Below are 22,155 nucleotides of genomic sequence, written 5' to 3' on the forward strand. Positions count from 1 at the left end.
GAGACCAACGATACATATCATATACATAAAAAAGCTGATCCAGATTTGATCCGGACCAGCTTTTTTTATTTATAAATAATTAATTTCAAATCTTCTTTTACAGAAAATCCACCCTAAATGCCATAAGACAAAATGAATCCCACATAAGTTAAATAGATGAATCAAAGATGAAGGATTCACACATTTGCCTATCACATCATAAAGTGATAATGGCTTTTTTTAGAACGGATGGAGGTGTCGGGATTAATGCCAGGTCTCTTGACGGCTATCGCTTTAATGTTAAAAGAGATGTTTGTCTTTGTCTCCTACATTAAAAACAATGCATTCCCTCAACCATTATCTGAACAAGAAGAAGAACGTAATCTCAAATTAATGAGTGAGGGAGATTCCACCGCCCGAAACACCCTAATTGAACATAATTTACGCCTTGTCGCACATATTGTCAAAAAGTTCGAGAATACGGGTGAAGATTCTGAAGACCTTATTTCCATTGGAACAATCGGCTTAATTAAAGCGATCGAATCTTATCAACCGAATAAGGGAACAAAGTTAGCCACCTACGCCGCAAGATGCATTGAAAATGAAATCCTCATGCATCTTCGTTCACTCAAAAAAGCACGAAAAGATGTTTCTCTTCATGACCCCATCGGGACAGATAAAGAAGGGAATGAAATAACACTAATCGACGTTCTAGGAACAGAGCGAGATGAGATTGTTGACACAGTGCAAATGAAAATTGAAAAGAAAAAAATCTACAACCATATACACATATTGGATGAACGAGAACAAGAAGTGATTCGCTGCCGTTTCGGTTTAAGTGGTGGAAAAGAAAAAACCCAGCGAGAGATCGCTAAAGAATTGGGAATTTCTCGCTCCTACGTATCTAGAATTGAAAAAAGAGCATTAATAAAGCTTTTCCATGAGTTTTATCGGGTGGGTAAAAATCAAGGAGGCGCCAGCATCTAATAGTGAAGCTTTATTTTTATGGCACTCGCTAAAGTTGCTTCTTTAGTGAAGTGTCTTTTTTTGTTTAGTTTTTAAATCGGCTTGAACATTATTTAATCTAGTCCATTCTTTTAAGTTTTTGAACGGTGGATCAGCATTTCCAGATTCATTATAGTCTTCCGCATATATAGGTCCTTTAAAGATAATCAAAAAACATAGAAAGTAACTATATATCAACCGCCTATTCCCATATTCGGAATAGCCACTCCCTTTACGCCCCTATTTTATATCTTAAAGGTTAATACCCATCTTTGGTTCAATCAATAAAATATAAGCCTACATTAATTAAATTTTCCGGTATGCCCATTTTGGAATCCCTTCTTATTTACTATAATCATAACTTGTCTACTCATTTATTATGTAAAAGATCACTTTTATCATCCAAGAATATAAAAAGATGTTAAATTTTCGATTTTAATATATAGAAATATATTTACACAATTTTGTTATTTGTTTATAATATAAAAATCACACAAATTTAGAGGTGAATCATTTTGTGGATGAGTATTTTTTTAGCAAAAGGTAATAATCCATTTGACCAGTTTGAGAATTTTTTAACGAACGATGTTATTAAGGGTTTGCTTTCTATTGTCACTCCCCTAGCAGTAATCGGGATCTTAGTGACAGCAGCTGGTATGTATTTATCCCAAGAAGAACATTCTCGAGATCGCTTTAAGAAGGCCTTGATCTCTATTGTAGTGATTACTATTGTCTGCTTTATGGCTCAAGGTATTATCACTTGGATTGGTCAAAGTTTTAAGGGGTGATGATGTTGCAAGAGCGCAAAAAGTTTAAAATTCCTAATCAGATTGACTCAAGTCTTCATATTTGGCGGTTTATTCGCATGAAAGACTTGGTCATCCTTGTACCACCGGTGATTCTATCGGTGGTTTTATTCCAATGGATCATACCAGATTTTCTTCATTTTCAAGTTCGCTTTTTCTTTAGTATATTGCCTACTATTATTGTGGCTTGTCTCATATTTATTCGCCCGATTCGCGAGCGTAAGAATATTACACTGTTTGATATTTTTCGTTATCGAATTGAATATAACAACCGGCAAAGAATTTACTATTTCAAAAAATTAATTCGTAAGTAAGGAGGGATTATATTGTCCAAAAAACAACAAACACCCGAAAAAACAGTCCAAGACTTGATTCCTGTTCACAGTATTTATGATTCCATGATCGAGACGACAGACCAGCGGCTCATTAAAGTATTGTCTGTAACGGCGATTAACACCCATCTTATGAGTTATCAAGAAGAGAAAGAGGTCTTGGAAAGCTACGAAAACTTCCTTCGTTCTTTAAAAAAACCGATTCAAATCGCTCGTGTCTCAGAACCGATTAACTTAAAAAGCTATATTGTTACCTTAACCAAACGTCTAAAAAAGACCGAAAATCCCCATAAACGACGGATGCTCAAAAGTTACATCGCATATTCACAAGAATTACAAAAAGACCGAGATATGATTAAGCGTAATCGTTATGTGGTGATTGATGAATCTTTCACCAATAAATCTAGTAAAGAAAAAGCAATCGCTGAACTTCGAAGAAGAGTAGATGATTTACGTTTAAATCTAGAAGATATGTTGTACCGTCAAAAGTTAGAGGTTCATGAATTAAATGATATGGAACTACAGAAGTATCTACATATGTTTTTTGATTACGAGAATTCTCAACTCTACCAAATCGACGATCCTAAAGAGTATGCCTATGTCATCGGGCAAAGAAACCTTCTTACTACCGCAGAGAACATCAAGAAGAAAGAGGATGAGTACTTACTATAAAAATGGAGGGAAAACACCATGTTTGGATTTTTCAACAAGAAGAAAGAGCCTCCGGCACCCAAAACATTAGAAAGTATGGTTGGTGAAAATCGTGGTTTTCTAGATATTATTTCACCTGATAGCATAGAGGAACAAGCTGATCATATTCGTCTAGGGGGAAATTACTGTCGTACCCTATGTGTCAGTCATTTCACCAATGATATACAGGCTAATTTCCTACAAAATCTACATAATATCCCTTATAATGTCTCCATTGTTCATCATATTGAACCAAGTGACAGTCATGATATGATCAAGTCTCTAAACCGTGCGATCATTGAATATCGCTCTCGACTTAATGAAACAGGCTTAAGACCGATGGATGAGATCCGGATCAGTAATGACCTGAAAGATGCCGAAATTCTATTGGACAACCTCACCTCTGGTCAAGCAGAAATGTTTAATGAACATATGTATATCCATATTCAAGCGACTTCAATCAAAGAGTTAAATGAAGTCACTCAAGCGGTAAAATCTCATGTTTCTAAAACTCTAAAGCTCATGGTACCCCACTATCGGTCACTGCCAGGGCTTTATTGTATTTTACCTTTGCGGAAAAACGAACTGAAAGATCTTACATATCGTAACTTCGATACAGAAGCATTATCTTCGTTATTTCCTTTTGACGAATGCGAGATTTTCGCCGAGCAAGGCATCATCAAAGGAAAAAACCTAAAAACCAATAGTATCGTCATCGTCGATCATGACACCCTATTAAATCGAAATGAGATTGTGATCGCTACCAGTGGTGGAGGAAAATCCACCTATTTATTTGGCGATATGATTCGGCGTTGGATGCAAGGAACAGTCACTCGGGTGATCTGCCCTAAAGGAGAGTTTGGCTCCAAAGCAAAACAACTAGGAGGCGAATGGGTAAAGGTTTCTCCACTTAATGGAAATATCATCAATCCATTTGAGGTGATGCACTCCCTAATCCCTTCTGATGATAATGGTGAAAAAGTAGCCTCTTCCCTGTTACATCAGAAGATCAGCCGCTTAAAAACCATGTTTACTCTTATTTATAAAGATTTGAAAAGCAAACAGGTAGAGTTGGCTCTCTTGGAAAAAATTTTGGTGGAACTATATGAAGACCAAGGTATTCACTGGGAAACAGATTTCTCCACCAAACGTTCTGAAGACTTTCCTACAATCGAAGATTTATATCACAAAATTGAACAAAAAATGAAAGTGGATGAGCAATTTCAACTACTTAAGGGATTTTACCAAGTACTCTACCCTTATGTAGAAGGTTCCTATTCCAAGTGTTTTAATGGTCACACCAATGTAGATTTATCCAATGATTTTATTGTGTTCGATATCTCAGACTTACGGGATGAGTCAGACCTTCAACAGGTAGCGATGTACAACATCCTCACCTTTATGCAGGATGATGCCTTACGTGATATGACAACCGTAACACAAATCTATGTAGATGAAGCGCATGTGCTGTCTGATCCTAATAACCCCCTAGCTATGAAATTTTTGGCCAATATGTACAAGCTGATTCGCTCTTTCTCAGGAGGAGTTACCAGTGCAACTCAGCAAATCGGGGACTTCTTATCAGCCGTCGAAGGCAGTCGTAACTATGGAGAAGCAGTCATTCTGAACTCCATCTCCAAGCTATATCTTCCCATGTTGCGTGAAGAGATCCATACCATTATGGAAAGAACCTCAGAAAACTTTTCTGAAGAAGAACAACGACTTCTCATCGTCAACGAAGAAGAAAAAGAAAAAAGTGCCGGTCGTGGCATCTACGTCGTCGGCTCCAAAAAAGTTAATATCTATATTGATCTTACTGCCGAAGAGTTAAAAATTTGGAATCCAGCTTGGTATAAACGGAAATATGGTGAGCATATATGAAGTTTTTAGGTGCAGCCTTGACCACCTTGATTTCCATGTTTGGCAAAGAAATTTTGAAATATAGTTTTTATGGATTGATTGCCTTTCTATTCTTGATGTTTGTAGCCCTTTTAGGTGCTCCACCAGAAGAAGAGAGTGAAATCCCTCCAGATGGAGTAGCTTTTAACGGAGGTACTATTACCTGTCGACCAACAGGAAACGTGATTACTGTTCAAGAACTGGATGAGAAGTTAAAAGGGAAAGGCGTTTTTGATGGGAAAGCAGATGTGTTTATTAACACTGGGAAAAAGTATGGTGTGGATCCTGTATTAATTGTAGCTATTGCATTACAGGAGACAAAGAATGGAACCTCTCCAATGGTTAGAAAAAAAAATAATCCGGGTGGACTGTATAGTTCAACGAAAAAGGCTTTTATGGAGTTTGATACCTTAGATCAAGGAATCGATTATATGGCGATGACTTTGTATAACAAATGGATTAGTAAAGGATTAAAAACACCTGATCTAATTGGAGAAGGTATTCCCCCATTGATCCCGGGTTACGCACCTACAAGGGGTGCAACAAATGACCCTAATCTCATGAATCTTAGCTGGAGACCAGGAGTAAAACATTTTATCAATTATCTCGGTGGTCTTTCTTATGAATGTACTGTTGAAGAAATAAAAAACATAGGTCCAATATCTTCGAGTGGCTTTTTACGTCCACTAGATAAAAAATATCGGGTTACTAGTTACTTTGGGCCACGATGGGGGAAGCCGCATGAAGGTTTAGACTATGGATGTCCAGTGGGAACCCCTATTGTTGCTAGTAAAAGTGGAGTAGTAGAAGTATCGAAATTTGGCTATCCCGGTTCTGGATTTGGCGGGTATGGAAATGTCGTGTTAGTTAATCATGGTGGTGGCGTGAAAACCCTTTATGCCCATTTAGCCTCGCAGAGTGTTCGAGTGGGGCAAACTGTATCACAAGGACAACAGATTGGGCTCTGTGGATCCACTGGACGTAGTACTGGTCCTCATTTACATTTTGAGATCCGGACAAGTAAGGGGAAAGTAAACCCACTTAAATATGTAGGGAGATGAGGTGAAAATGTGGATAAAAAAGTGGTTTACATAGGGCTTCTATCTTTTGTCCTAGTTCTATCTTTGATGGGAAACCTTACTCTGTATTCTGAGATCAATGAACTGAATGACAAAATAATAAAGTTAACTGAACAAGATAAAGCAACTGACATAGCGAAACAATTTGTCCAATTATTTATGATGAACCCTACAAAGGAAAATGAAGCTAAATTAAAAAAAATCACTACTGATCAAGCACAGAAAGATATATTTTCCTCTGAAGAAGATCACGAACCTTTGGAAGGAGAAATTCAACAAGAAGTTGTTATTGATAACACCTATTTTAATCGAAAGTCTCTAAAAGAAGTGAATGTGATTGTCAAATATCGCATTAACTATCAAATTGGTGATACAGCTACGAGTGGTGAGTATGAAATCAATGTAGATTTAATTCGAATAGCTGACACTTGGAAAGTTGATACATTTAAGTTTGAGCAAGCCGATACAGACTTAGATCCAGTTTCTTCTGAAAAGGAGGAGGAGACAAAATGAGGCTTCAAAAGTGGATCCCTATAATCCTACTTCTCAGTTTAATCTTTACTTTCACTTTCGCTACAGTGGTAAATGCAGAAGAAAAACAAGAACCATCTGAAGATTATAAGAAGATAGAGGATAAATTTGATTGCGACAGTTTTGATCCTGTTTGTCATGTGAAGCTTTGGATGATTAGTATAACTATGGATATTTTTGACTCTGTAGCATTATTTGTAAAACTGGCTGTTATAGCAACCAATACAATTATCTATAAACCAAAAGTCATAGAGTATTTGGGTTACTTCAAAGAAACTTCACAAGTTTTAATTTCGGCTTTTTTCCTTTTCCATCTTGTCAAAGTCCTATCTTATTATTGGATTGAACAGGATACACAACGTTTTAAAACTATGATAAACAAGTTGCTTATCACAACCGTTATGATTGCTGGATATCAGTGGGCTTTTTCAAAATTAGTGTTAGTAATGATTGAAAGTGTAGTAAAATTTGAACCTGATTTAGGGGAATTTGAAGCAATGTTTCTTACTCTACTAACTCCATATGCTAGTCTGGTCACTTTATTGTTTTTACTGATGGGACTTCTTGTGCTAATTGTTAGCTTTCAGGTCTTAATTCGGTCAGCAGAGCTTGCATTCATGTATATGGTTGGTCCCTTTGCGATTGCAACAAACTTAAATGAAGAATTTAATTTATTTACTCCATGGTGGCGAACATTGTTATCTATTATGATCACCCAGTTTGTACAGGTTTTTCTGGTGATGTTTACTATAGATTTAGTTTCAAATTCGGAGGCAACTATAAGTGGGATCCATAATTACTATCTAGCCATCGCCATGATGATTTTAGTCATCAAAAGTCCTGCGTTTATCAAAGAATTTATGTATAGTACAGGGGCAGGACAAACAGTAGTGGGGATGACGACGAAAACAGCTGGAGCCGTCAGTAAGCAGTTGATCAGATTTGCTATGAAAAAATAAGGGGGAATCCAACATTGCGAAAAATGTACATAGTATGGGGAGTCGTGGGGATTTTAATTATTGGAATCATTACTACTTGGTTATTAAGTAGTAATGAAAATGAATTCGTCGGAAAATGGATTAATGATGGAAAATGCGGGATTGATGTAATGGATATTAAAGAAGATATGACAGCTGACTTTAGTTATCATGGAAGAACTATACCAGGAAAGTTAGAAAAGCAAGGAGAGAACCTTTATAAATTTGATGGGGGAAAGGTATGGATATTTCGTGTAGACATAAAAGATGATGAGATGACAACAATTTATCAGGATGGAGTCACCTGTAAATATAAGAGAAGTGAATAGGAAATATTCAAACGAAAGTTTCAAATTGTAGAAAAATCCTCTATGAAAAAATCATAACCTTGAAAGCTTATTCTATTTAAAAGACGACTGCTTCACGGTTCTCTATTAATGAACGGTCGTCAAGTCATTTACAAAACCCTTCACCAGTCAAAAGGAAAAAATAAGGGGGAATCCAACATTGCGAAAAATGTACATAGTATGGGGTGCCGTGGGAATTTTAACTATTGGAATTATTACTACTTGGTTATTAAGTAGTAATGAAAATGAATTCGTCGGAAAATGGATTAATGATGGAAAATGTGGGATTGATGTAATGGATATTAAAGAAGATATGACAGCTGACTTTAGTTATCATGGAAGAACTATACCAGGAAAGTTAGAAAAGCAAGGAGAGAACCTTTATAAATTTGATGGGGGAAAGGTATGGATATTTCGTGTAGACATAAAAGATGATGAGATGACTACTATAAAAAATACCGGAGTCACCTGCAAATATAAGAGAAGTGAATAGGAAAGCCTTAATGATTAGTCTGTAGAAACCCCTCTTCTCAAGATACTAAATCCTAAATATGCGGCGACCACTTCAAGATATTCTTTCGTCGAACGGTCGCCTCTTTTTCAAAGATACGACATCAATCAACTTTATTTAAAATTCACTTATTAATCTTACTAGACCTATCAATCCAATAATAGTGCATTTCATTTTAAAAATACCTTGTGAAATAAAATTTTCTCCTAATCGCTCTGCGGACTTATTATTTTTAAAATATATATAGCTCTCCTTTTTTAACTGATATTGATTAATGTCAATATTAGGCCCCAATGCTTGTTCAAGTTCAGTAAATATTCCCTCTATTTTTGATCTGCATATTGATTAGCATCTCTTTCAATTGCTTGATAATAGTACATAAAATCGTACATGGGGCTTAAATATACTCCTCCCATGTGACGAGTATTTTTTCTCCATAACTCTAATTCTTTATGGTCAGGATGTATTTCAGGGTTTTCCAAGGCATAATGTTGGTAGGCATGTCTTCCTTCATGGATCACTGTTTCTACAATATTGTAACTTTGTTCGTCTGTTAATGAATTAAGAGCCACATATATCTCTTTTTTCTTATGATTATAGTAACCCAAGCCGTTACCCAGCTCTTCTTTTTCATCCTATGTAAAAGACCTAGGATCTTTGATATTGATCGCTTTTCTCCCTTGTTCAAGTGCTAAATTGTTTTCCAAATCCTGAAGAGCATTTAACTTTTCATCTACGGATAATTGGCTCCATCTAGATGAGTGAAATAGATGAGTGTTTATCAAATCAAAACCTTCCCCTTTCGAAATAGTCTAATAGAGATTCAGCTGTTCCAGGTACTCTCAAAACAGTATCCAATCTCAATAGAGTACCTATAAAATCAGAGTTTAAGTTTTCTTCGATCATTTTATAAGTTACTCCTTTTACTTCAAGATCTTCAGGGATCGTTCGATCTTCCAACCATTGGTCCAAAGCACCTTGAAAATATTCATCCATATTTTTTAAAAGGAGCTTAACAGTAGCATAAGCATGCTCATCATCATAGCCCAACTCTTTCATTAAAATCTCTTTCACCTGTTCTTCATTAAATTTCAGTGCCAATTTATTAACCCTCCTATTGTTTTTTACATCTATTCATTATAACTTAATTGTATGTAATTTTTCATATAATTTACTTCTTAAATTTCATTTTGTAATATATTTAAGTAGAAGTAGAATTTGAAAATCGAAATCCTATGGTATGAATCCTTCATCTATCTATTTACCTTTCTATTTCCAACAAATCCTTTTTATCAACCAATGAATGAACTTCTGACTCTTTGAGCCCAAGATCTTTAAACTGTTCTGGTTTGAGGATTGTTTTCGACTCTTCATTATGTTGTAAAATCTGTATGGCTATGTTGGATGTTTGAAGAGAGAAAGGTTTTAATTTTAGATCCGGATATTGTTCTTGAAATGACTTTTGTGCAAGCTCATTTAAAAACTTGATCTTTTTACTTACCTTGTTCGACTGGCTTTCAAGTGAATGCTTCTGGTTCAAGAACTTGTTTTCCTCCATCTTTCCTTCTCGAAAGGCTTTATTTAATCTTTGCATAAGCTGATCTATTTGATTTTTAGCCATTAGAAGTTGGCTATATTTTTTGTTGTTATCTGTCCATACCAATTTACCTATTTTGAGTCCATTTTCTGGTTGTTTGATTGGATCTTCGGTCGGCTTATTAGGTTGTTCTTTCTCTTTTTCTCTATTTTTTTGTTCATAATAATTCTTTTCAACTAAGTTATCTATTTGCGAAATAAAATCATTTCCAAAAAATTCAATACCCCTAGCTTTTACAATTTCAACATAACGTGTTTTTTCCTGTTGATATTGTTCGATACCAATATTGGATCCTAGTATCTTTTCAAGGTCTGCATACATTTCTTTCATTTTTTGCTCTGTATATTGATTAGCATCTCTTTCAGTTGCTTGATAATAGTACATAAAATCATACTTTGGAACTAAATATACTCCCTCCGTTTCAAAAGTGTTTTTCCTCCATAGCTCTAGCTCCATCTCATTTGGATGTACTTCTGGATTTTCCAAGGCATAATGTTGGTAGGCATGCCTTCCTTCATGGATTACTGTTTCCACAATATTGTAACTTTGTTGTTCTGTTAATGATCTTAGAACCACGTATATTTTTTGGTCCTCATGATCATAGTATCCTAAACCATTACCTAGTGCTTTTTGTTCTTCCATTGTAAGCAATCTAGGATCTTGAATCTTGACTGGCTTTCTCCCCTGTTCAAGTGCTGAATGATTTTCTAAATCCTGTAAAGCATTTAACTTTTCATCTATAGATAATTCGCTCCAGTTGGTTGAGTGAAATCGATGGGTGTCTATCGAAATCTTCTCCTTTCGATTTGTTTTAATACAGATTTAGCGGCCCCTGGCTTATGTAAAACGGTATCCAATCTTAAAAGAGTGCCGATGAAATCGGAGTTGAAACTTTCTTGAATCATTTTATAACTAACCCCTTTCACTTCAAGATCTTCAGGAACAGTTCGATCTTCTAACCATTGGTCTAAAGCATCTTGAAAATATTCATCCATATTTTTCAAAAGGAGTTTAACAGTAGCATAAGCATGCTCATCATCATAGCCCAACTCTTTCATTAAAATCTCTTTCACCTGTTCTTCATCAAATTTCAGTGCCAATTATTACCCCTCCTATTGTTTTTTACATCTATTGATTATAACTTAATTGTATGTGATATAATTTACTTCTTAGATTTCATTTTGTATTATATTTAAGTAGAAGCAGAATTTGAAAATCAAACTCTTAACCTATGAAGATTCATTTGGGAAAATCCTATTTTAAGTTTAATATCTATGACAATGTTTTTTATTATCTATCCATACCCATTTAGCTATTTAAGTCTATTTTCTGGTTTTGCAAGTTGTTTCTTTTTCTTTTTTTTTTTGAAATAGGTAATTGTACATTAAATCGTACTGAGGGTTTTAATATTGTCTTCAGTTGGTTGAGTGAAATCGATGGGTGTTTATTGAAACCTTCCCCTTTCGATTTGTTCTAATAGATCTTCGGCAATTCCAGGTGTTCGCAAAATACTATCCAATCTCAATAAAGTACCTATAAAATCAGTGTTTAAGTTTTCTTCGATGATTTTATAACTAACCTCTTTCACTTCAAGATCTTCAGGAATAGTTCGATCTTCCAACCATTGGTCCAAAACATCTTGAAAATATTTATCCATATTTTTTAAAATGAGTTTAACTACATCCCTAGCTAATGTTTCTTTATATCCCAACTCTTTCATTAAAATATCTTTCACCTGTTCTTCATCAAAGATCAGTGCCAATTTATTACCCCTCCTCGTGTGTTTTTCATCCATTTATTACAACTTAATTGTATGTAATTTTTCATATAATTTACTTCTAAAATTTCACTTTGCAATATGTTTAAGTAGAGGCAGAATTTGAAAATCGAAATCCTATGGTATGAATCCTTCATCTATCTATTTACCTTTCTATTTCCAATAGTTCTTTTTTATCAACCAACGAATGAGCTTCTGACTCCTTAAAACCAAGATCTTTAAACTGTTCTGGCTTAAGAGCGGTTTTCTACTCTTCATTATATTCTAAAGTCCGTTATGTCTTGGTTTTTGATCACCCTTATTATAAGGGTTCTATTGCTCTTTTGAGTACTCACAACCCTCAAAATACACTAAGTCACATGATTTCTTTATTTCAAATTCGAAGCTTGTTACGTACATATCGAAATTATAGATATCACTTTCCGCTGTCTTTTTTTAAAATACCTGTAATAAAGCTATTTGTATCACTAGTTAACGTTAAAGTTCTATCATCAAGAAAAGACGGTTCAATTGAAGGACACTTGTAGTTTGTGGAACCAAATCCCCTTCACTTGCCAAGATTTAAACCACTTCCCTTGTACTTACCTTCAGTCCAGTTAGTCTTTTTTCTAAGAATCTCAATTTGTATAGCCAATTCTTCTATTTCCCGCTTTGAAGAGCTATTTACTAAGGCATAAAATCCACCCAAATAAAGACTTCTCTCTATTTTTAATACTATAGTTGTAAGAACCATGCAACTGAAATATTGGCACCAGATATCACTCTAGTTAACACAATCTCCATCTTTTGCTCAACTGTAATTTCCTCTCCTTCCCATTAACATTAAAACGACTCCATAAAACCTCAGGTAAAAAACTAAGTTATAATGGGTTTTTACGGAGTCAGTATATCAAATTTAAATTAATCCATATGTGTAGTATGTAAAAAACCTTTACTCTCTTGAGAACTCACAGTCATCAATAGATAGTAGGTCAGGATCCAACTTCTTAAATTCTATGTCAAAGTCTTCTTTACTGTTATTAAATATATATTTATTTTCAACATCAGTCTTTTTCAGAATACCAGTTAAAATAGTATCAGCCTCTCCTGTCCCTTTAACATACACCGTTAAAGTTCTATCATCAATAAAATCAAGACGATTTGGGCATCGATCTTTAGTTCCCTTGCTCAAAGTCCAATACCCCTTATTTCCTTCTAGTGTACTGTCATTTTGAGAAACAATATGTTCATTCATTCCAACATTTTGATTTTGGACATTGTTGACATGACCAACCTCTTCACTCTTCTTTGTATCCTCGGTACTTTTCATATAGATCACAGTTCCAGATACTGAAACAATACAAACCAATAACATAAGGAGGGGTGTCTTTAATTTTATAAATATTTCTTTCAAAGCCCACTCAACCTTTCACACTAATATTTAAAATATACGGATATTCTATTATCTTTTAATATATGTAATATGTCAATTGTTGTTAATATGTAAATAACAAAGAAGAGTTACTTCCACTGATAATAAAAGTGGAGATAACACACTAATATATTTCCTACATCTCAACTTCCAACAAATCCTTTTTATCAACCAATGAATGAACTTCTGACTCTTTGAGCCCAAGATCTTTAAACTGTTCTGGCTTAAGAGTGGTTTTCGACTCTTCATTATGTTGTAAAATCCGTATGGCTATGTTGGATGTTTGAAGAGAGAAAGGTTTTAATTTTAGATCCGGATATTGTTCTTGAAATGACTTTTGTGCAAGCTCATTTAAAAACTTGATCTTTTTACTTACCTTGTTCGACTGGCTTTCAAGTGAATGCTTCTGGTTCAAGAACTTGTTTTCCTCCATCTTTCCTTCTCGAAAGGCTTTATTTAATCTTTGCATAAGCTGATCTATTTGATTTTTAGCCACTAGAAGTTGGCTATGTTTTTTGTTGTTTTCTGTCCATACCAATTTACCTATTTTGAGTCCATTTTCTGGTTGTTTGATTGGATTTTCGGTCGGCTTTGCAGGTTGTTCTTTCTCTTTTTCTTTATTTTTTAGTAGTTCATAAAATTCGTTGACTTTATTATCTACTTCTGAAATGAAATTATCACCTGAAAATTCTATAGCTCGATTTTTCATAGTTGCAACATAACTCGTTTTTTTTGATTGATATTGTTCGTAATCAATATTGGGTCCTAATTTTTTTTCAAGATCAGTATACAATGCTTCTACTTTTTGTTCTGTATACTGATTAGCATCTCTTTCAATTGCTTGATAATAGTACATGAAATCATACTCAGGCGGTAAGTAAACCCCACCTACTAATCCAGTATTTTTTCTCCATAACTCTAATTCTTTATGGTCAGGATGTATTTCAGGGTTTTCCAAGGCATAATGTTGGTAGGCATGCCTTCCTTCGTGGATGACGGTTTCCACAATATTGTAACTTTGTTCAGCTGTTAATGAATCTAGATTTACATATATTTTTTTGTTCTCATGATCATAGTACCCCAAACCATTACCAAGTTCCCTCTTTTCTTCTATTGTAAGCGATCTAGGATCTTTAATCTCAATTGGTTTTCTACCTTGTTCCAGTGCTAAATAATCTTCCAAGTCTTGAAGCGTGTTCAACTTTTCATCTATAGATAATTGGCCCCAGTTGGTTGAATGAAATCGATGGGTGTTTATCGAAACCTTCCCCTTTCGATTTGTTTTAATATAGCTTTAGCAGTTCCAGGTGTTCGCAAAATACTATCCAATCTCAATAAAGTACCTATAAAATCAGTGTTTAAGTTTTCTTCGATGATTTTATAAGTTACTCCTTTTACTTCAAGATCTTCAGGGATCGTTCGATCCTCCAACCATTGGTCCAAAGCACCTTGAAAATATTCATCCATATTTTTCAAAATGAGTTTAACTACATCTCTAGCTAATGTTTCTTTATATCCCAACTCTTTCATTAAAATCTCTTTCACCTGTTCTTCATTAAATTTCAGTGCCAATTTATTAACCCTCCTATTGTTTTTTACATCTATTCATTATAACTTAATTGTATGTAATTTTTCATATAATTTACTTCTTAGATTTCATTTTGTAATATATTTAAGTAGAAGTAGAATTTGAAAATCAAACTCTTAACCTATGAAGATTCATTTGGGAAAATCCTATTTTCAGTTTAATATCTATGACAATGTTTTTTATTATCTATCCATACCCATTTACCTATTTAAGTCTATTTTCTGGTTTTGCAAGTTGTTTCTTTTTCTTTTTTTTTTGAAATAGGTAATTGTACATTAAATCGTACTGAGGGTTTTAATATTGGCTCCAGTTTGTTGAGTGAAATCGATCGATGTCTATCGAAACTCTCCCCTTTCAAAGTAGTCTAATAGGGCTTCAGCGGCGCCTGGTTTATCCAAAATAGTATCCAATCTTAATAGAGTACCAATAAAGTCGGAATTTAGGTTTTCTTCGATCATTTTATAAGTTACCCCTTTTACTTCAAGATCTTCGGGCACCGTTCTGTCTATCAACCATTGATCCAAAACATCTTGAAACCGAGCATCCATATTTTTCAAAATGAGTTTAACCGTAGTATTAGCATGTTTCTCGTCGTATCCCAACTCTTTCATTAAAATCTCTTTCACCTGTTCTTCATCAAATTTCAGTGCCAATTTAAAACCCTCCTATTGTTTTTTACATCTATTCATTATAACTTAATTGTATGTAATTTTTCATATAATTTACTTCTTAGATTTCATTTTGTAATATATTTAAGTAGAAGTAAAATTTGAAAATCAAACTCTTAACCTATGAAGATTCATTTGGGAAAATCCTATTTTCAGTTTAATATCTATGACAATGTTTTTATTATCTATCCATACCCATTTACCTATTTAAGTCTATTTCCTGGTTTTGCAAGTTGTTTCTTTTTCTTTATTTTTCGAAATAAACTGGAGATAATATTTAAACCCTCGGTACGATTTTATGTACAATTACCGTGAAATAGATGGGTGTCTATTGAAATCCTTCCCTTTCAAAGTAGTCTAATAGAGATTCAGCAGCACCTGGTTTTCGTAAAGCAGTATCTAGTCTCAATAGAGTACCAATAAAGTCAGAATTTAGATTTTCCTCGATCATTTTATAAGTTACTCCTTTTACTTCAAGATCTTCAGGGATCGTTCGATCTTCCAACCATTGGTCCAAAGCACTTTGAAAATATTCATCCATATTTATTAAAATGAGTTTAACTACATCCCTAGCTAATGTTTCTTTATATCCCAACTCTTTTATTAAAATCTCTTTCACCTGTTCTTCATCAAAGATCAGTGCCAATTTTTCACCCCTCCTGATGTGTTTTTCATCCATTTATTTTAATTAATAGATACTTTCTGATCCTTTTCAACTACCGTTGACCCTTGAATGAGATCAGAATTCAATAATACAGAAAACCACCCAATAGGCGGTTTTCCTTATACAACATATGTATTGTCAAAATAGATTTACAAAGGGACATTACTCACTTTTTGTAAACTCACAGTCGTACCCAAATTGCATGTATAGCAAATCGCTTTTTAATTTTTTGAGTTCTATAGGTAGAGATACTGTTCTTGTGTTAAAAATATAAGTGTTATCTCCTGTTTTTTGAAGAGAGCCAGTGTCCTGTATTAATCCTCTTCTTCCATTTAAAGTAATAGTTAATGTTTCATCATCATGAAAGTTAAGAGCTGTCGGACACTCATTTTCAGGGCCAATGCTAAAAACCCAATCTCCTTCAAATGAATCTCCAGAATCTCCGAATATATAGATAGCAACTACAATAAAAATGGTTCCCAGTGCTAAAATCAAAGCGAGACCTATAGATCCAAGAATAATTGGATATTTCCATCTAATGAGTGTTTCTTTCAAAGTGAACCTAACCCCTCTTCCTCATTATTTAAAATAATCTATAGATGTTTTATTATCTTTCAAAATTAGTAAAACGTCAAATATTGTCTGTTTATTAAATTTATGTTTCTATCATGCAAAGGCATTCAATTCAATTCCCGCTGATTTCCCTTTCATATTCAAACCTTTTTCCAATTCTCTTGAAAGATTGGGGAAATTCTTTTCCTTAAGAAAGCCATTAAGTTCTTTGGCATTTTTAAACGGTTTCTTCTTTCCTGAAGCAGCTGCAGTAATTTCAAATGTACTTTTTAAATTTAAGTGGTTCACCTTCATTTCAGGAAACATCTTTTTCAATTCTCCTTGCAGACCTTTTTTCAGACGACCTTCTATCACCTGATATCTCCCCATATTCTGTGAAATCTGTCCTTTTTCTTTTAAAAGTTTGTTCTTTTCTTTTTCAAATTCACCTTTCCCTACTTTACCTTCATGATAATTATGATACAGTTTCCCAATTCGTTCGTTCACTGCCTTTTCTTTTAAGCGAATATCTTTCTTCACTTTGTCTAGTTTATTCATAGCATCCTTCGTTTGAGATAATAGAGCAAAACGATATTTCAAGACATTCTGTGCAACATCCTTCTTCATCTTTTCTGCATAGATTTGTTGTGCTGGTCTTCCTTCTCGCAATGCAGTTTTTTGAGCATCACGGATCTTCTCTATTGTTTTCTCTCTACCCTCATTCTTCATATATTGGTAGACATCGATCATTGCTTTGGTCTCTAGAGATAAAGGCAATTCCTTCTCATGAATTGAATAACGGTTTTGTTCTTCATCTCGAAAGTAGAATTGTTGACCATCAAACGAATCAAATGTTAATGACTTTCCATCGTTTTCAACGGAGGACACTTCTTTTGCCAAATGATCATTGCTTTCTGTCTCTAATGCTTCAGTTGCTTGGGTATGGATTTCATTTTCAGATGATGGTTTAGCTTGGAAAGCTTCTTGATCCAAGTCGTTATTTTGTTGGAGTTCTGGCTGCTTTTGTTCTGCTCCTTTTAAGTCCATCTCTATTTTTTGCTTAAGCTGAGCTTCGATCTGTTTCATCGCCTCTTCATACAGTTGTCTAGCCCTTGCTTCTTCAAGGTTCTTGTTTTGAATGTACTCTTCAAGCAATTCAAACATGATCTCGACCAATAGAGTTGTCGTTTCAGCCACATTATCGTTCACCTGACGGGTCAATTCGTCCCATGCACTCATCTAGCTGATTCCTCCATATTTTGTTATTCATTTATAAGCTATTATACATGATCCTATATTCACTCACTATTCATTTGTTATACAATTTTAGTAAAAAGGAGTTGGCAAAATAAATCGTCAAGGGGGAGAACCATTGGGTCGTAGAAAAGAACTGAAAGGGGATCTTGTCAGTTTTAAATTATACAAAGAGGATCTTCAACTGCTCGACTTGTATGCCAAACAACTCAAGTCGTCTCGGTCGAAGATTGTAAGTTATTTTCTTTATGAAATGTTCATTAAACAACAACCACTGAACTTTTATCGAATGAGCGAAATTGTGGAGGAGATGAATCTAACAGCCAAGAAACGACTTACAAGTAACATCAATCTATATGTTCGAAAGGAAACCAAAACATTGATTGATCAAGTTCGATCACAAATCTTTGAAACAACAGGCAAGAAAATCAATCGCAATATTTTCATTGGCGCTATCATCACATATGCGCTCTATCAACAGCTAAAAAAAAACCAACTGAAACAACTGAGTTTAGAGGATCTACAATCCAAACAAGTGGCGATCTATCTTAAAAACTCATTGTATACTAAAGTGATTCAACACATCGAATCTCATCGAATTAGTTTTCAATTACTCCTACTTGATTCACTAGAAGATCCTCAATTAGAAGAAGGATTGCCTTTATTTGAAATAAAGGATTCTCCGAACGAAACAGCCGGATCTAGTCGAGTGATTACACTTCTTCCCTATTATCTATATAAAAAAATCAAAAGGCTTCCTCTACATCTAAGTTTTATCGCATCGATTCAACTTCAAAAACATTTAAATCAATATGCATGATTAGTGTTGTCGAAAAGATAATGATCAGACTGGAGCTCAATTTTCCATCCTCTCTTACTTTGGGTAAATCGACACTACTGATATATGACCGAAGCAGATCAAAGAGAGGGTCTTTTTGACAAAGAGAGGGTCTTTTTGACAAAGAGATAACAAAGATATTGGAATTCATTCTTTTTTATCTTAAATATCATGGTATAGTAACTGCTATAATAGAGAGCATCAATAAAGGGAGGAGCGATATTTTATACCTATGATACAACTGAATATGCGACCAGTCGTTGGATCTATATTATTAACATTGATTCTTTTAGTCCCTAGTGAGTTACTTATAGCTGGAGTGATCGTTACTTTCCCCAATCTTAATACGATCGCTCAGGTATTACTAAGTGATCCCATCGGTGTCCTTCAGCAAGCAGCAAATGAAAGCATTTTTTCAACGATACAATTTGGGGTTCTGGCAGGTGCAGCTTGGTTAGCTTATAAATTTTATAAGCTTCTTTCAGGGGGCGGAAAATATAAAAATGCCGCTTTTCACGGAGCTCATGGAACAAGTCAAGAAGCGACGCCAAGTCAAATCTTTGATGGTCGACAGTTTGTCAAACACACATGGAACAAAAGTCCTCAACGCAATCTGGAGAACTCATCTGGGTTGATCTTTGGTCTTCTAGATGATCGACCTGTCATTTTACCCGAAGAGACTAAAATACCGAATCGAAATATATTTATCGTAGGACCTCCAGGATCAGCTAAAACCCAAGGTTATGTTCTTACCAATGTGATACATGAACGAGAAAGGTCCATTGTCCTTACAGATCCTAAAGGTGAGTTATTTGAGGCCACCTATCAGTTAAAAAAACAACAAGGCTATCAAGTTCATCTAGTCAATTTTAAGGAGATGAGTGTTTCTGATCGCTATAATCCCATTGACTATATTGGGAAAGAGATTGATGCTGAACAGGTAGCGACCACCATTGTGATGAACTCACAACAAGATCAGAAGCCAGATTTCTGGACGACTGCTGCTGTCGCTCTCTTAAAAACGTTACTTCTCTATGTGAAATATGAATGTCCAGAGAACGCCACTATGGCAAAAGTTCAAGAGATTTTAACTGTTTATGGACAAACACCTGAAGAAATGGATGAATTTTTCAATCGACTAGAACCAGATCATCCCGCTTACCGCTCCTATCAAATTGTACGATTGGCTGAAGGGAAAACAAGGGCTTCTATTTTTATTATATTAGGAACTATGCTTAGTAAATATAATAGTAGTGAAGTGCGAGAATTTACAAAGAAAAGTGATTTTAACTTTGACGATATTGGGAAGCAAAAAACCATCCTTTATGTCATCCTACCTGTTGCAGACCAGACGTGGGAGCCTTTGATTTCAACATTCTTTAATCAGCTGTTTCAACGACTCTATGATGTTGCTGATCGTAATTTCAACCGTCTTCCTGTATCGGTCAATCTCTTACTTGATGAGTTTCCAAACTTAGGTAAGATTCCTGGATATGAAGAGATTTTAGCCACTTGTAGATCATACGGGATTAGTTGTAGTACCATTGTTCAATCTTTTGGTCAGCTCATCGACAAATATAATAAGGAAAAAGCAGAAGCAATCCTCGCAAACTGCTCACTTCGTTATCTTTTAGGGGTTAATGATAAATTAACAGCTGAGTATTTCAGTGAACTAATCGGCAAAACAACTGTTCAATCATCTTCAAAGTCTGTTTCTAAAAGTAAAGGTGGAGCAAGCGATTCCAGCTCGGAAAACTATGTTCAACGAAATCTATACACTCCTGATGAATTAATGCGCTTAGATCGTGAAATGGCAATCTTACTCATTACAGGCATGAATCCAGCTCGCTTAAAGAAAATCTTCCAGTTTGAATTTTTTAAGGGTTTGCTTAACGATGAGAATAAAACAAGTCGCTTCGATTTTCTAAAGTTAGAACGTTCTGCATCAGACGCTTCGGAAATACCTCAAGAAGAGGATCAACAATCCGAAGAGCTGAATGACATTGAATCCGATTTAGATGCGTTGGAAGAATTTATGGATGGCATAGAGTTTTTACACGATGCTAATGAGGAACTGGGTGATTCAGAACAACAGAGGGAGAAACCAGACCAAAAGAAAAAAGCCTAATAAAGTAAGGAAATCTGGTTGATACTGATGTACATACTAGTGATTACCCCTCCATCGATTTTATTGGAACTCAAAAAGGTAGTTCATATACTACCTTTTTCTTCACCATAACAATTTTGTAATGAGAAGATTAACTACCTCTTGTATCCAGTCAAACCAGATAATACAATAGATTTATTAATATTTAAAAGTTAATCCACGATGATGTATTATATTATATGTTTATAATACATAAATTTTATAATTTACGACGTGGAGGTGTGAAGATTGAAAAAAATCCCTATGGGAGATGGAACCCTTATTTTCAATCACAATGATGTGTCTTATGAATTACCTATACATAGTTGCTCTGCAACTTTAAGTGAACTCGACCAACTTCGCAGTTTATTAGGAATCGGATTCCAATGTGATTTCTATAAAACCAAAGACCAAACAAAACTTGTCACACAGTTCCATATTGAAGATGGATTTATCATTTATGATCGAGTTCGAGTCGAGCTAAATCCCCCACCAAAACTACGACTCTCAATCGCTCAAAAGCTTCTCATCATCGCTGAATACTTTATAGAAAATGAAGATCTAGTGACTCTTTTTCATCCTCTCAATCTATTTGTACATAAAGAAGATGGAACAATCTTAATTTTGTATAGAGGTTTAAAAGGTCAAATGCCTGCAAAAGGCTACGAAGAGGAGCCCATCGTGGAACAAATTAAGCGATTGCTCCTTTTATTATTTAGCTCTGCACGCTATGAGGAATTATTACTCAATGGAAACACATTTGCTAATCGTCGATCCTTGGAGGAGTATCGACGTGTAACCAAGCGCTTGTTACAAGCAAAGAGTATCGGAGAGATTCAAACCATACTAGCTAAAGAACAAGAAGAATTGCAATTCAAAGAAACGCAACAAAAAAGTGACCAAGCTGATCATCGCAAGCCCATTCCAGATCGGAAACTCATTGAGCAAAAAGCCATTTGGATCGGAGGATGGGCCATTTCACTTTTGGTTGCTTCGGGGATCACCTTTGCTATCGCAGATGATTCTGAGCCCAATAGTAGCTCCATTCACTTTATCCAAGGACTACAAGCTGCTGCAATTCACAACTATCCTGAAGCCGTAAAAGCCTTTGATCAGTTAGATTTCAACTCATTAACTCCAGAAGAACGGAAAACAATTTTGGAGTTTTATGTCATTTCAGGAGAGATCGATAAAGTCAATCGACTAGACTCCACCTTTATCCCTAAGCTAAGTAAAAGCATCCCTACTCTTCCGGGGCTGCGATTTGAAAAAGCAGTCTTTCTGAAAGATTATCGAACGATGACTGAATTAGAGAATAAAGTATACTTAGATCAAAGACGTTATCAATTAATTGTAGATGCCTATTTAGAACAAAATGAATTAGACAACGCAGAGCGTGTAGCTGAAGAAAGTAAAAATAAAGAGTTGATCGAGCGTATACGAAAACTAATCTATAAATAAAAATACCAAAACCTTTTCATTAAAGACGTATCTACTTGGGATA

26 protein-coding genes are annotated in these 22,155 nt (G+C 34.8%); 13 read left to right on the plus strand and 13 right to left on the minus strand.

The annotated features are described in order from the left end of the window. Nucleotides 1–246: 246 nt before the first annotated feature. The 10 genes from sigK to EDD58_RS07470 all read left to right on the plus strand — a co-directional run bounded on the left by sigK (nucleotide 247) and on the right by EDD58_RS07470 (nucleotide 8,138). Entirely contained in the window at nucleotides 247–966 is a 720-nt protein-coding gene (gene sigK, locus EDD58_RS07425) for an RNA polymerase sporulation sigma factor SigK (protein ID WP_131924224.1), read from the plus strand. 539 nt (nucleotides 967–1,505) lie between these two features. After that, a complete protein-coding gene (locus tag EDD58_RS07430; protein WP_131924225.1) occupies nucleotides 1,506–1,772 on the plus strand; it encodes a TrbC/VirB2 family protein in 267 nt (88 codons plus the stop codon). 5 nt (nucleotides 1,773–1,777) lie between these two features. Then, a complete protein-coding gene (locus EDD58_RS07435; protein WP_131924226.1) occupies nucleotides 1,778–2,104 on the plus strand; it encodes a hypothetical protein in 327 nt (108 codons plus the stop codon). A 12-nt stretch (nucleotides 2,105–2,116) separates the two neighbouring features. Further along, nucleotides 2,117–2,794, plus strand: a complete 678-nt coding sequence (locus EDD58_RS07440) for a TraC-like domain-containing protein (RefSeq protein WP_131924227.1) — start codon at nucleotides 2,117–2,119, stop codon at nucleotides 2,792–2,794. Between the two features lie 18 nt (nucleotides 2,795–2,812). Next, nucleotides 2,813–4,693, plus strand: coding sequence for a VirB4 family type IV secretion system protein (locus EDD58_RS07445; protein WP_131924228.1), 1,881 nt, complete (start codon nucleotides 2,813–2,815; stop codon nucleotides 4,691–4,693). After that, entirely contained in the window at nucleotides 4,690–5,772 is a 1,083-nt protein-coding gene (locus EDD58_RS07450) for a M23 family metallopeptidase (RefSeq protein ID WP_131924229.1), read from the plus strand. Before EDD58_RS07445 ends, EDD58_RS07450 begins: the two co-directional genes overlap by 4 nt. A 9-nt stretch (nucleotides 5,773–5,781) precedes the next feature. After that, on the plus strand, nucleotides 5,782–6,303 hold the full coding sequence (locus EDD58_RS07455; protein ID WP_131924230.1) for a hypothetical protein: 522 nt from the start codon (nucleotides 5,782–5,784) through the stop codon (nucleotides 6,301–6,303). Further along, a complete protein-coding gene (locus tag EDD58_RS07460) occupies nucleotides 6,300–7,280 on the plus strand; it encodes a conjugal transfer protein TrbL family protein (RefSeq protein ID WP_131924231.1) in 981 nt (326 codons plus the stop codon). The genes EDD58_RS07455 and EDD58_RS07460 overlap by 4 nt, the downstream gene beginning before the upstream one ends. Nucleotides 7,281–7,303: 23 nt before the next feature. After that, nucleotides 7,304–7,627 carry a hypothetical protein gene (locus tag EDD58_RS07465; RefSeq protein ID WP_207903272.1) on the plus strand — a complete coding sequence of 108 codons (324 nt, stop codon included), beginning with the start codon at nucleotides 7,304–7,306 and terminating at the stop codon, nucleotides 7,625–7,627. Between the two features lie 178 nt (nucleotides 7,628–7,805). Beyond that, on the plus strand, nucleotides 7,806–8,138 hold the full coding sequence (locus tag EDD58_RS07470; protein ID WP_131924233.1) for a hypothetical protein: 333 nt from the start codon (nucleotides 7,806–7,808) through the stop codon (nucleotides 8,136–8,138). A gap of 341 nt (nucleotides 8,139–8,479) precedes the next feature. Here the strand turns inward: EDD58_RS07470 and EDD58_RS07475 are convergent, their stop codons facing one another. The 13 genes from EDD58_RS07475 to EDD58_RS07530 all read right to left on the minus strand — a co-directional run bounded on the left by EDD58_RS07475 (nucleotide 8,480) and on the right by EDD58_RS07530 (nucleotide 17,652). Continuing rightward, nucleotides 8,480–8,764, minus strand: coding sequence for a hypothetical protein (locus EDD58_RS07475; protein WP_131924234.1), 285 nt, complete (start codon nucleotides 8,762–8,764; stop codon nucleotides 8,480–8,482). 27 nt (nucleotides 8,765–8,791) lie between these two features. Then, nucleotides 8,792–8,941, minus strand: coding sequence for a hypothetical protein (locus EDD58_RS14815; protein ID WP_165875860.1), 150 nt, complete (start codon nucleotides 8,939–8,941; stop codon nucleotides 8,792–8,794). Between the two features lies 1 nt (nucleotide 8,942). Continuing rightward, a complete protein-coding gene (locus tag EDD58_RS07480) occupies nucleotides 8,943–9,257 on the minus strand; it encodes a hypothetical protein (RefSeq protein ID WP_131924235.1) in 315 nt (104 codons plus the stop codon). 160 nt (nucleotides 9,258–9,417) lie between these two features. Then, the gene (locus EDD58_RS07485) at nucleotides 9,418–10,239 is read right to left on the minus strand and encodes a hypothetical protein (protein ID WP_131924236.1); all 822 of its coding nucleotides are present in this window, start codon (nucleotides 10,237–10,239) and stop codon (nucleotides 9,418–9,420) included. A gap of 296 nt (nucleotides 10,240–10,535) precedes the next feature. Next, nucleotides 10,536–10,853, minus strand: a complete 318-nt coding sequence (locus EDD58_RS07490) for a hypothetical protein (RefSeq protein ID WP_131924237.1) — start codon at nucleotides 10,851–10,853, stop codon at nucleotides 10,536–10,538. Nucleotides 10,854–11,197: 344 nt separating this feature from the next. After that, complete coding sequence (locus EDD58_RS07495; RefSeq protein WP_131924238.1) at nucleotides 11,198–11,515, minus strand: hypothetical protein; 318 nt, start codon at nucleotides 11,513–11,515, stop codon at nucleotides 11,198–11,200. Between the two features lie 946 nt (nucleotides 11,516–12,461). After that, complete coding sequence (locus tag EDD58_RS07500) at nucleotides 12,462–12,923, minus strand: hypothetical protein (protein ID WP_207903273.1); 462 nt, start codon at nucleotides 12,921–12,923, stop codon at nucleotides 12,462–12,464. Between the two features lie 154 nt (nucleotides 12,924–13,077). Continuing rightward, on the minus strand, nucleotides 13,078–14,142 hold the full coding sequence (locus tag EDD58_RS07505; RefSeq protein WP_131924240.1) for a hypothetical protein: 1,065 nt from the start codon (nucleotides 14,140–14,142) through the stop codon (nucleotides 13,078–13,080). A 53-nt stretch (nucleotides 14,143–14,195) separates the two neighbouring features. Continuing rightward, nucleotides 14,196–14,513: a hypothetical protein gene (locus EDD58_RS07510; RefSeq protein ID WP_131924241.1), complete on the minus strand. Its 318-nt coding sequence runs from the start codon at nucleotides 14,511–14,513 to the stop codon at nucleotides 14,196–14,198. A 351-nt stretch (nucleotides 14,514–14,864) separates the two neighbouring features. Continuing rightward, nucleotides 14,865–15,182 (minus strand): hypothetical protein, encoded by a 318-nt coding sequence (locus EDD58_RS07515; RefSeq protein WP_131924242.1) that lies wholly within the window; start codon nucleotides 15,180–15,182, stop codon nucleotides 14,865–14,867. Between the two features lie 343 nt (nucleotides 15,183–15,525). Continuing rightward, complete coding sequence (locus EDD58_RS07520; protein ID WP_131924243.1) at nucleotides 15,526–15,843, minus strand: hypothetical protein; 318 nt, start codon at nucleotides 15,841–15,843, stop codon at nucleotides 15,526–15,528. Between the two features lie 180 nt (nucleotides 15,844–16,023). Further along, the gene (locus EDD58_RS07525) at nucleotides 16,024–16,416 is read right to left on the minus strand and encodes a hypothetical protein (protein WP_131924244.1); all 393 of its coding nucleotides are present in this window, start codon (nucleotides 16,414–16,416) and stop codon (nucleotides 16,024–16,026) included. 111 nt (nucleotides 16,417–16,527) lie between these two features. Next, nucleotides 16,528–17,652: a hypothetical protein gene (locus tag EDD58_RS07530; protein WP_131924245.1), complete on the minus strand. Its 1,125-nt coding sequence runs from the start codon at nucleotides 17,650–17,652 to the stop codon at nucleotides 16,528–16,530. 133 nt (nucleotides 17,653–17,785) lie between these two features. On the opposite strand from EDD58_RS07530, the gene EDD58_RS07535 reads away from it, so the two are divergent. From EDD58_RS07535 to EDD58_RS07545, 3 genes are all read left to right on the plus strand, one after another. Further along, nucleotides 17,786–18,487, plus strand: a complete 702-nt coding sequence (locus tag EDD58_RS07535) for a hypothetical protein (protein WP_131924246.1) — start codon at nucleotides 17,786–17,788, stop codon at nucleotides 18,485–18,487. A 250-nt stretch (nucleotides 18,488–18,737) separates the two neighbouring features. After that, the gene (locus tag EDD58_RS07540; protein ID WP_131924247.1) at nucleotides 18,738–20,633 is read left to right on the plus strand and encodes a VirD4-like conjugal transfer protein, CD1115 family; all 1,896 of its coding nucleotides are present in this window, start codon (nucleotides 18,738–18,740) and stop codon (nucleotides 20,631–20,633) included. Nucleotides 20,634–20,900: 267 nt separating this feature from the next. Beyond that, the gene (locus EDD58_RS07545; RefSeq protein ID WP_131924248.1) at nucleotides 20,901–22,112 is read left to right on the plus strand and encodes a type VII secretion protein EssB/YukC; all 1,212 of its coding nucleotides are present in this window, start codon (nucleotides 20,901–20,903) and stop codon (nucleotides 22,110–22,112) included. The last annotated feature ends 43 nt before the right edge of the window (nucleotides 22,113–22,155 follow it).

This window comes from Hazenella coriacea (genome assembly GCF_004341825.1).
GTDB lineage: Bacteria > Bacillota > Bacilli > Thermoactinomycetales > Thermoactinomycetaceae > Hazenella > Hazenella coriacea.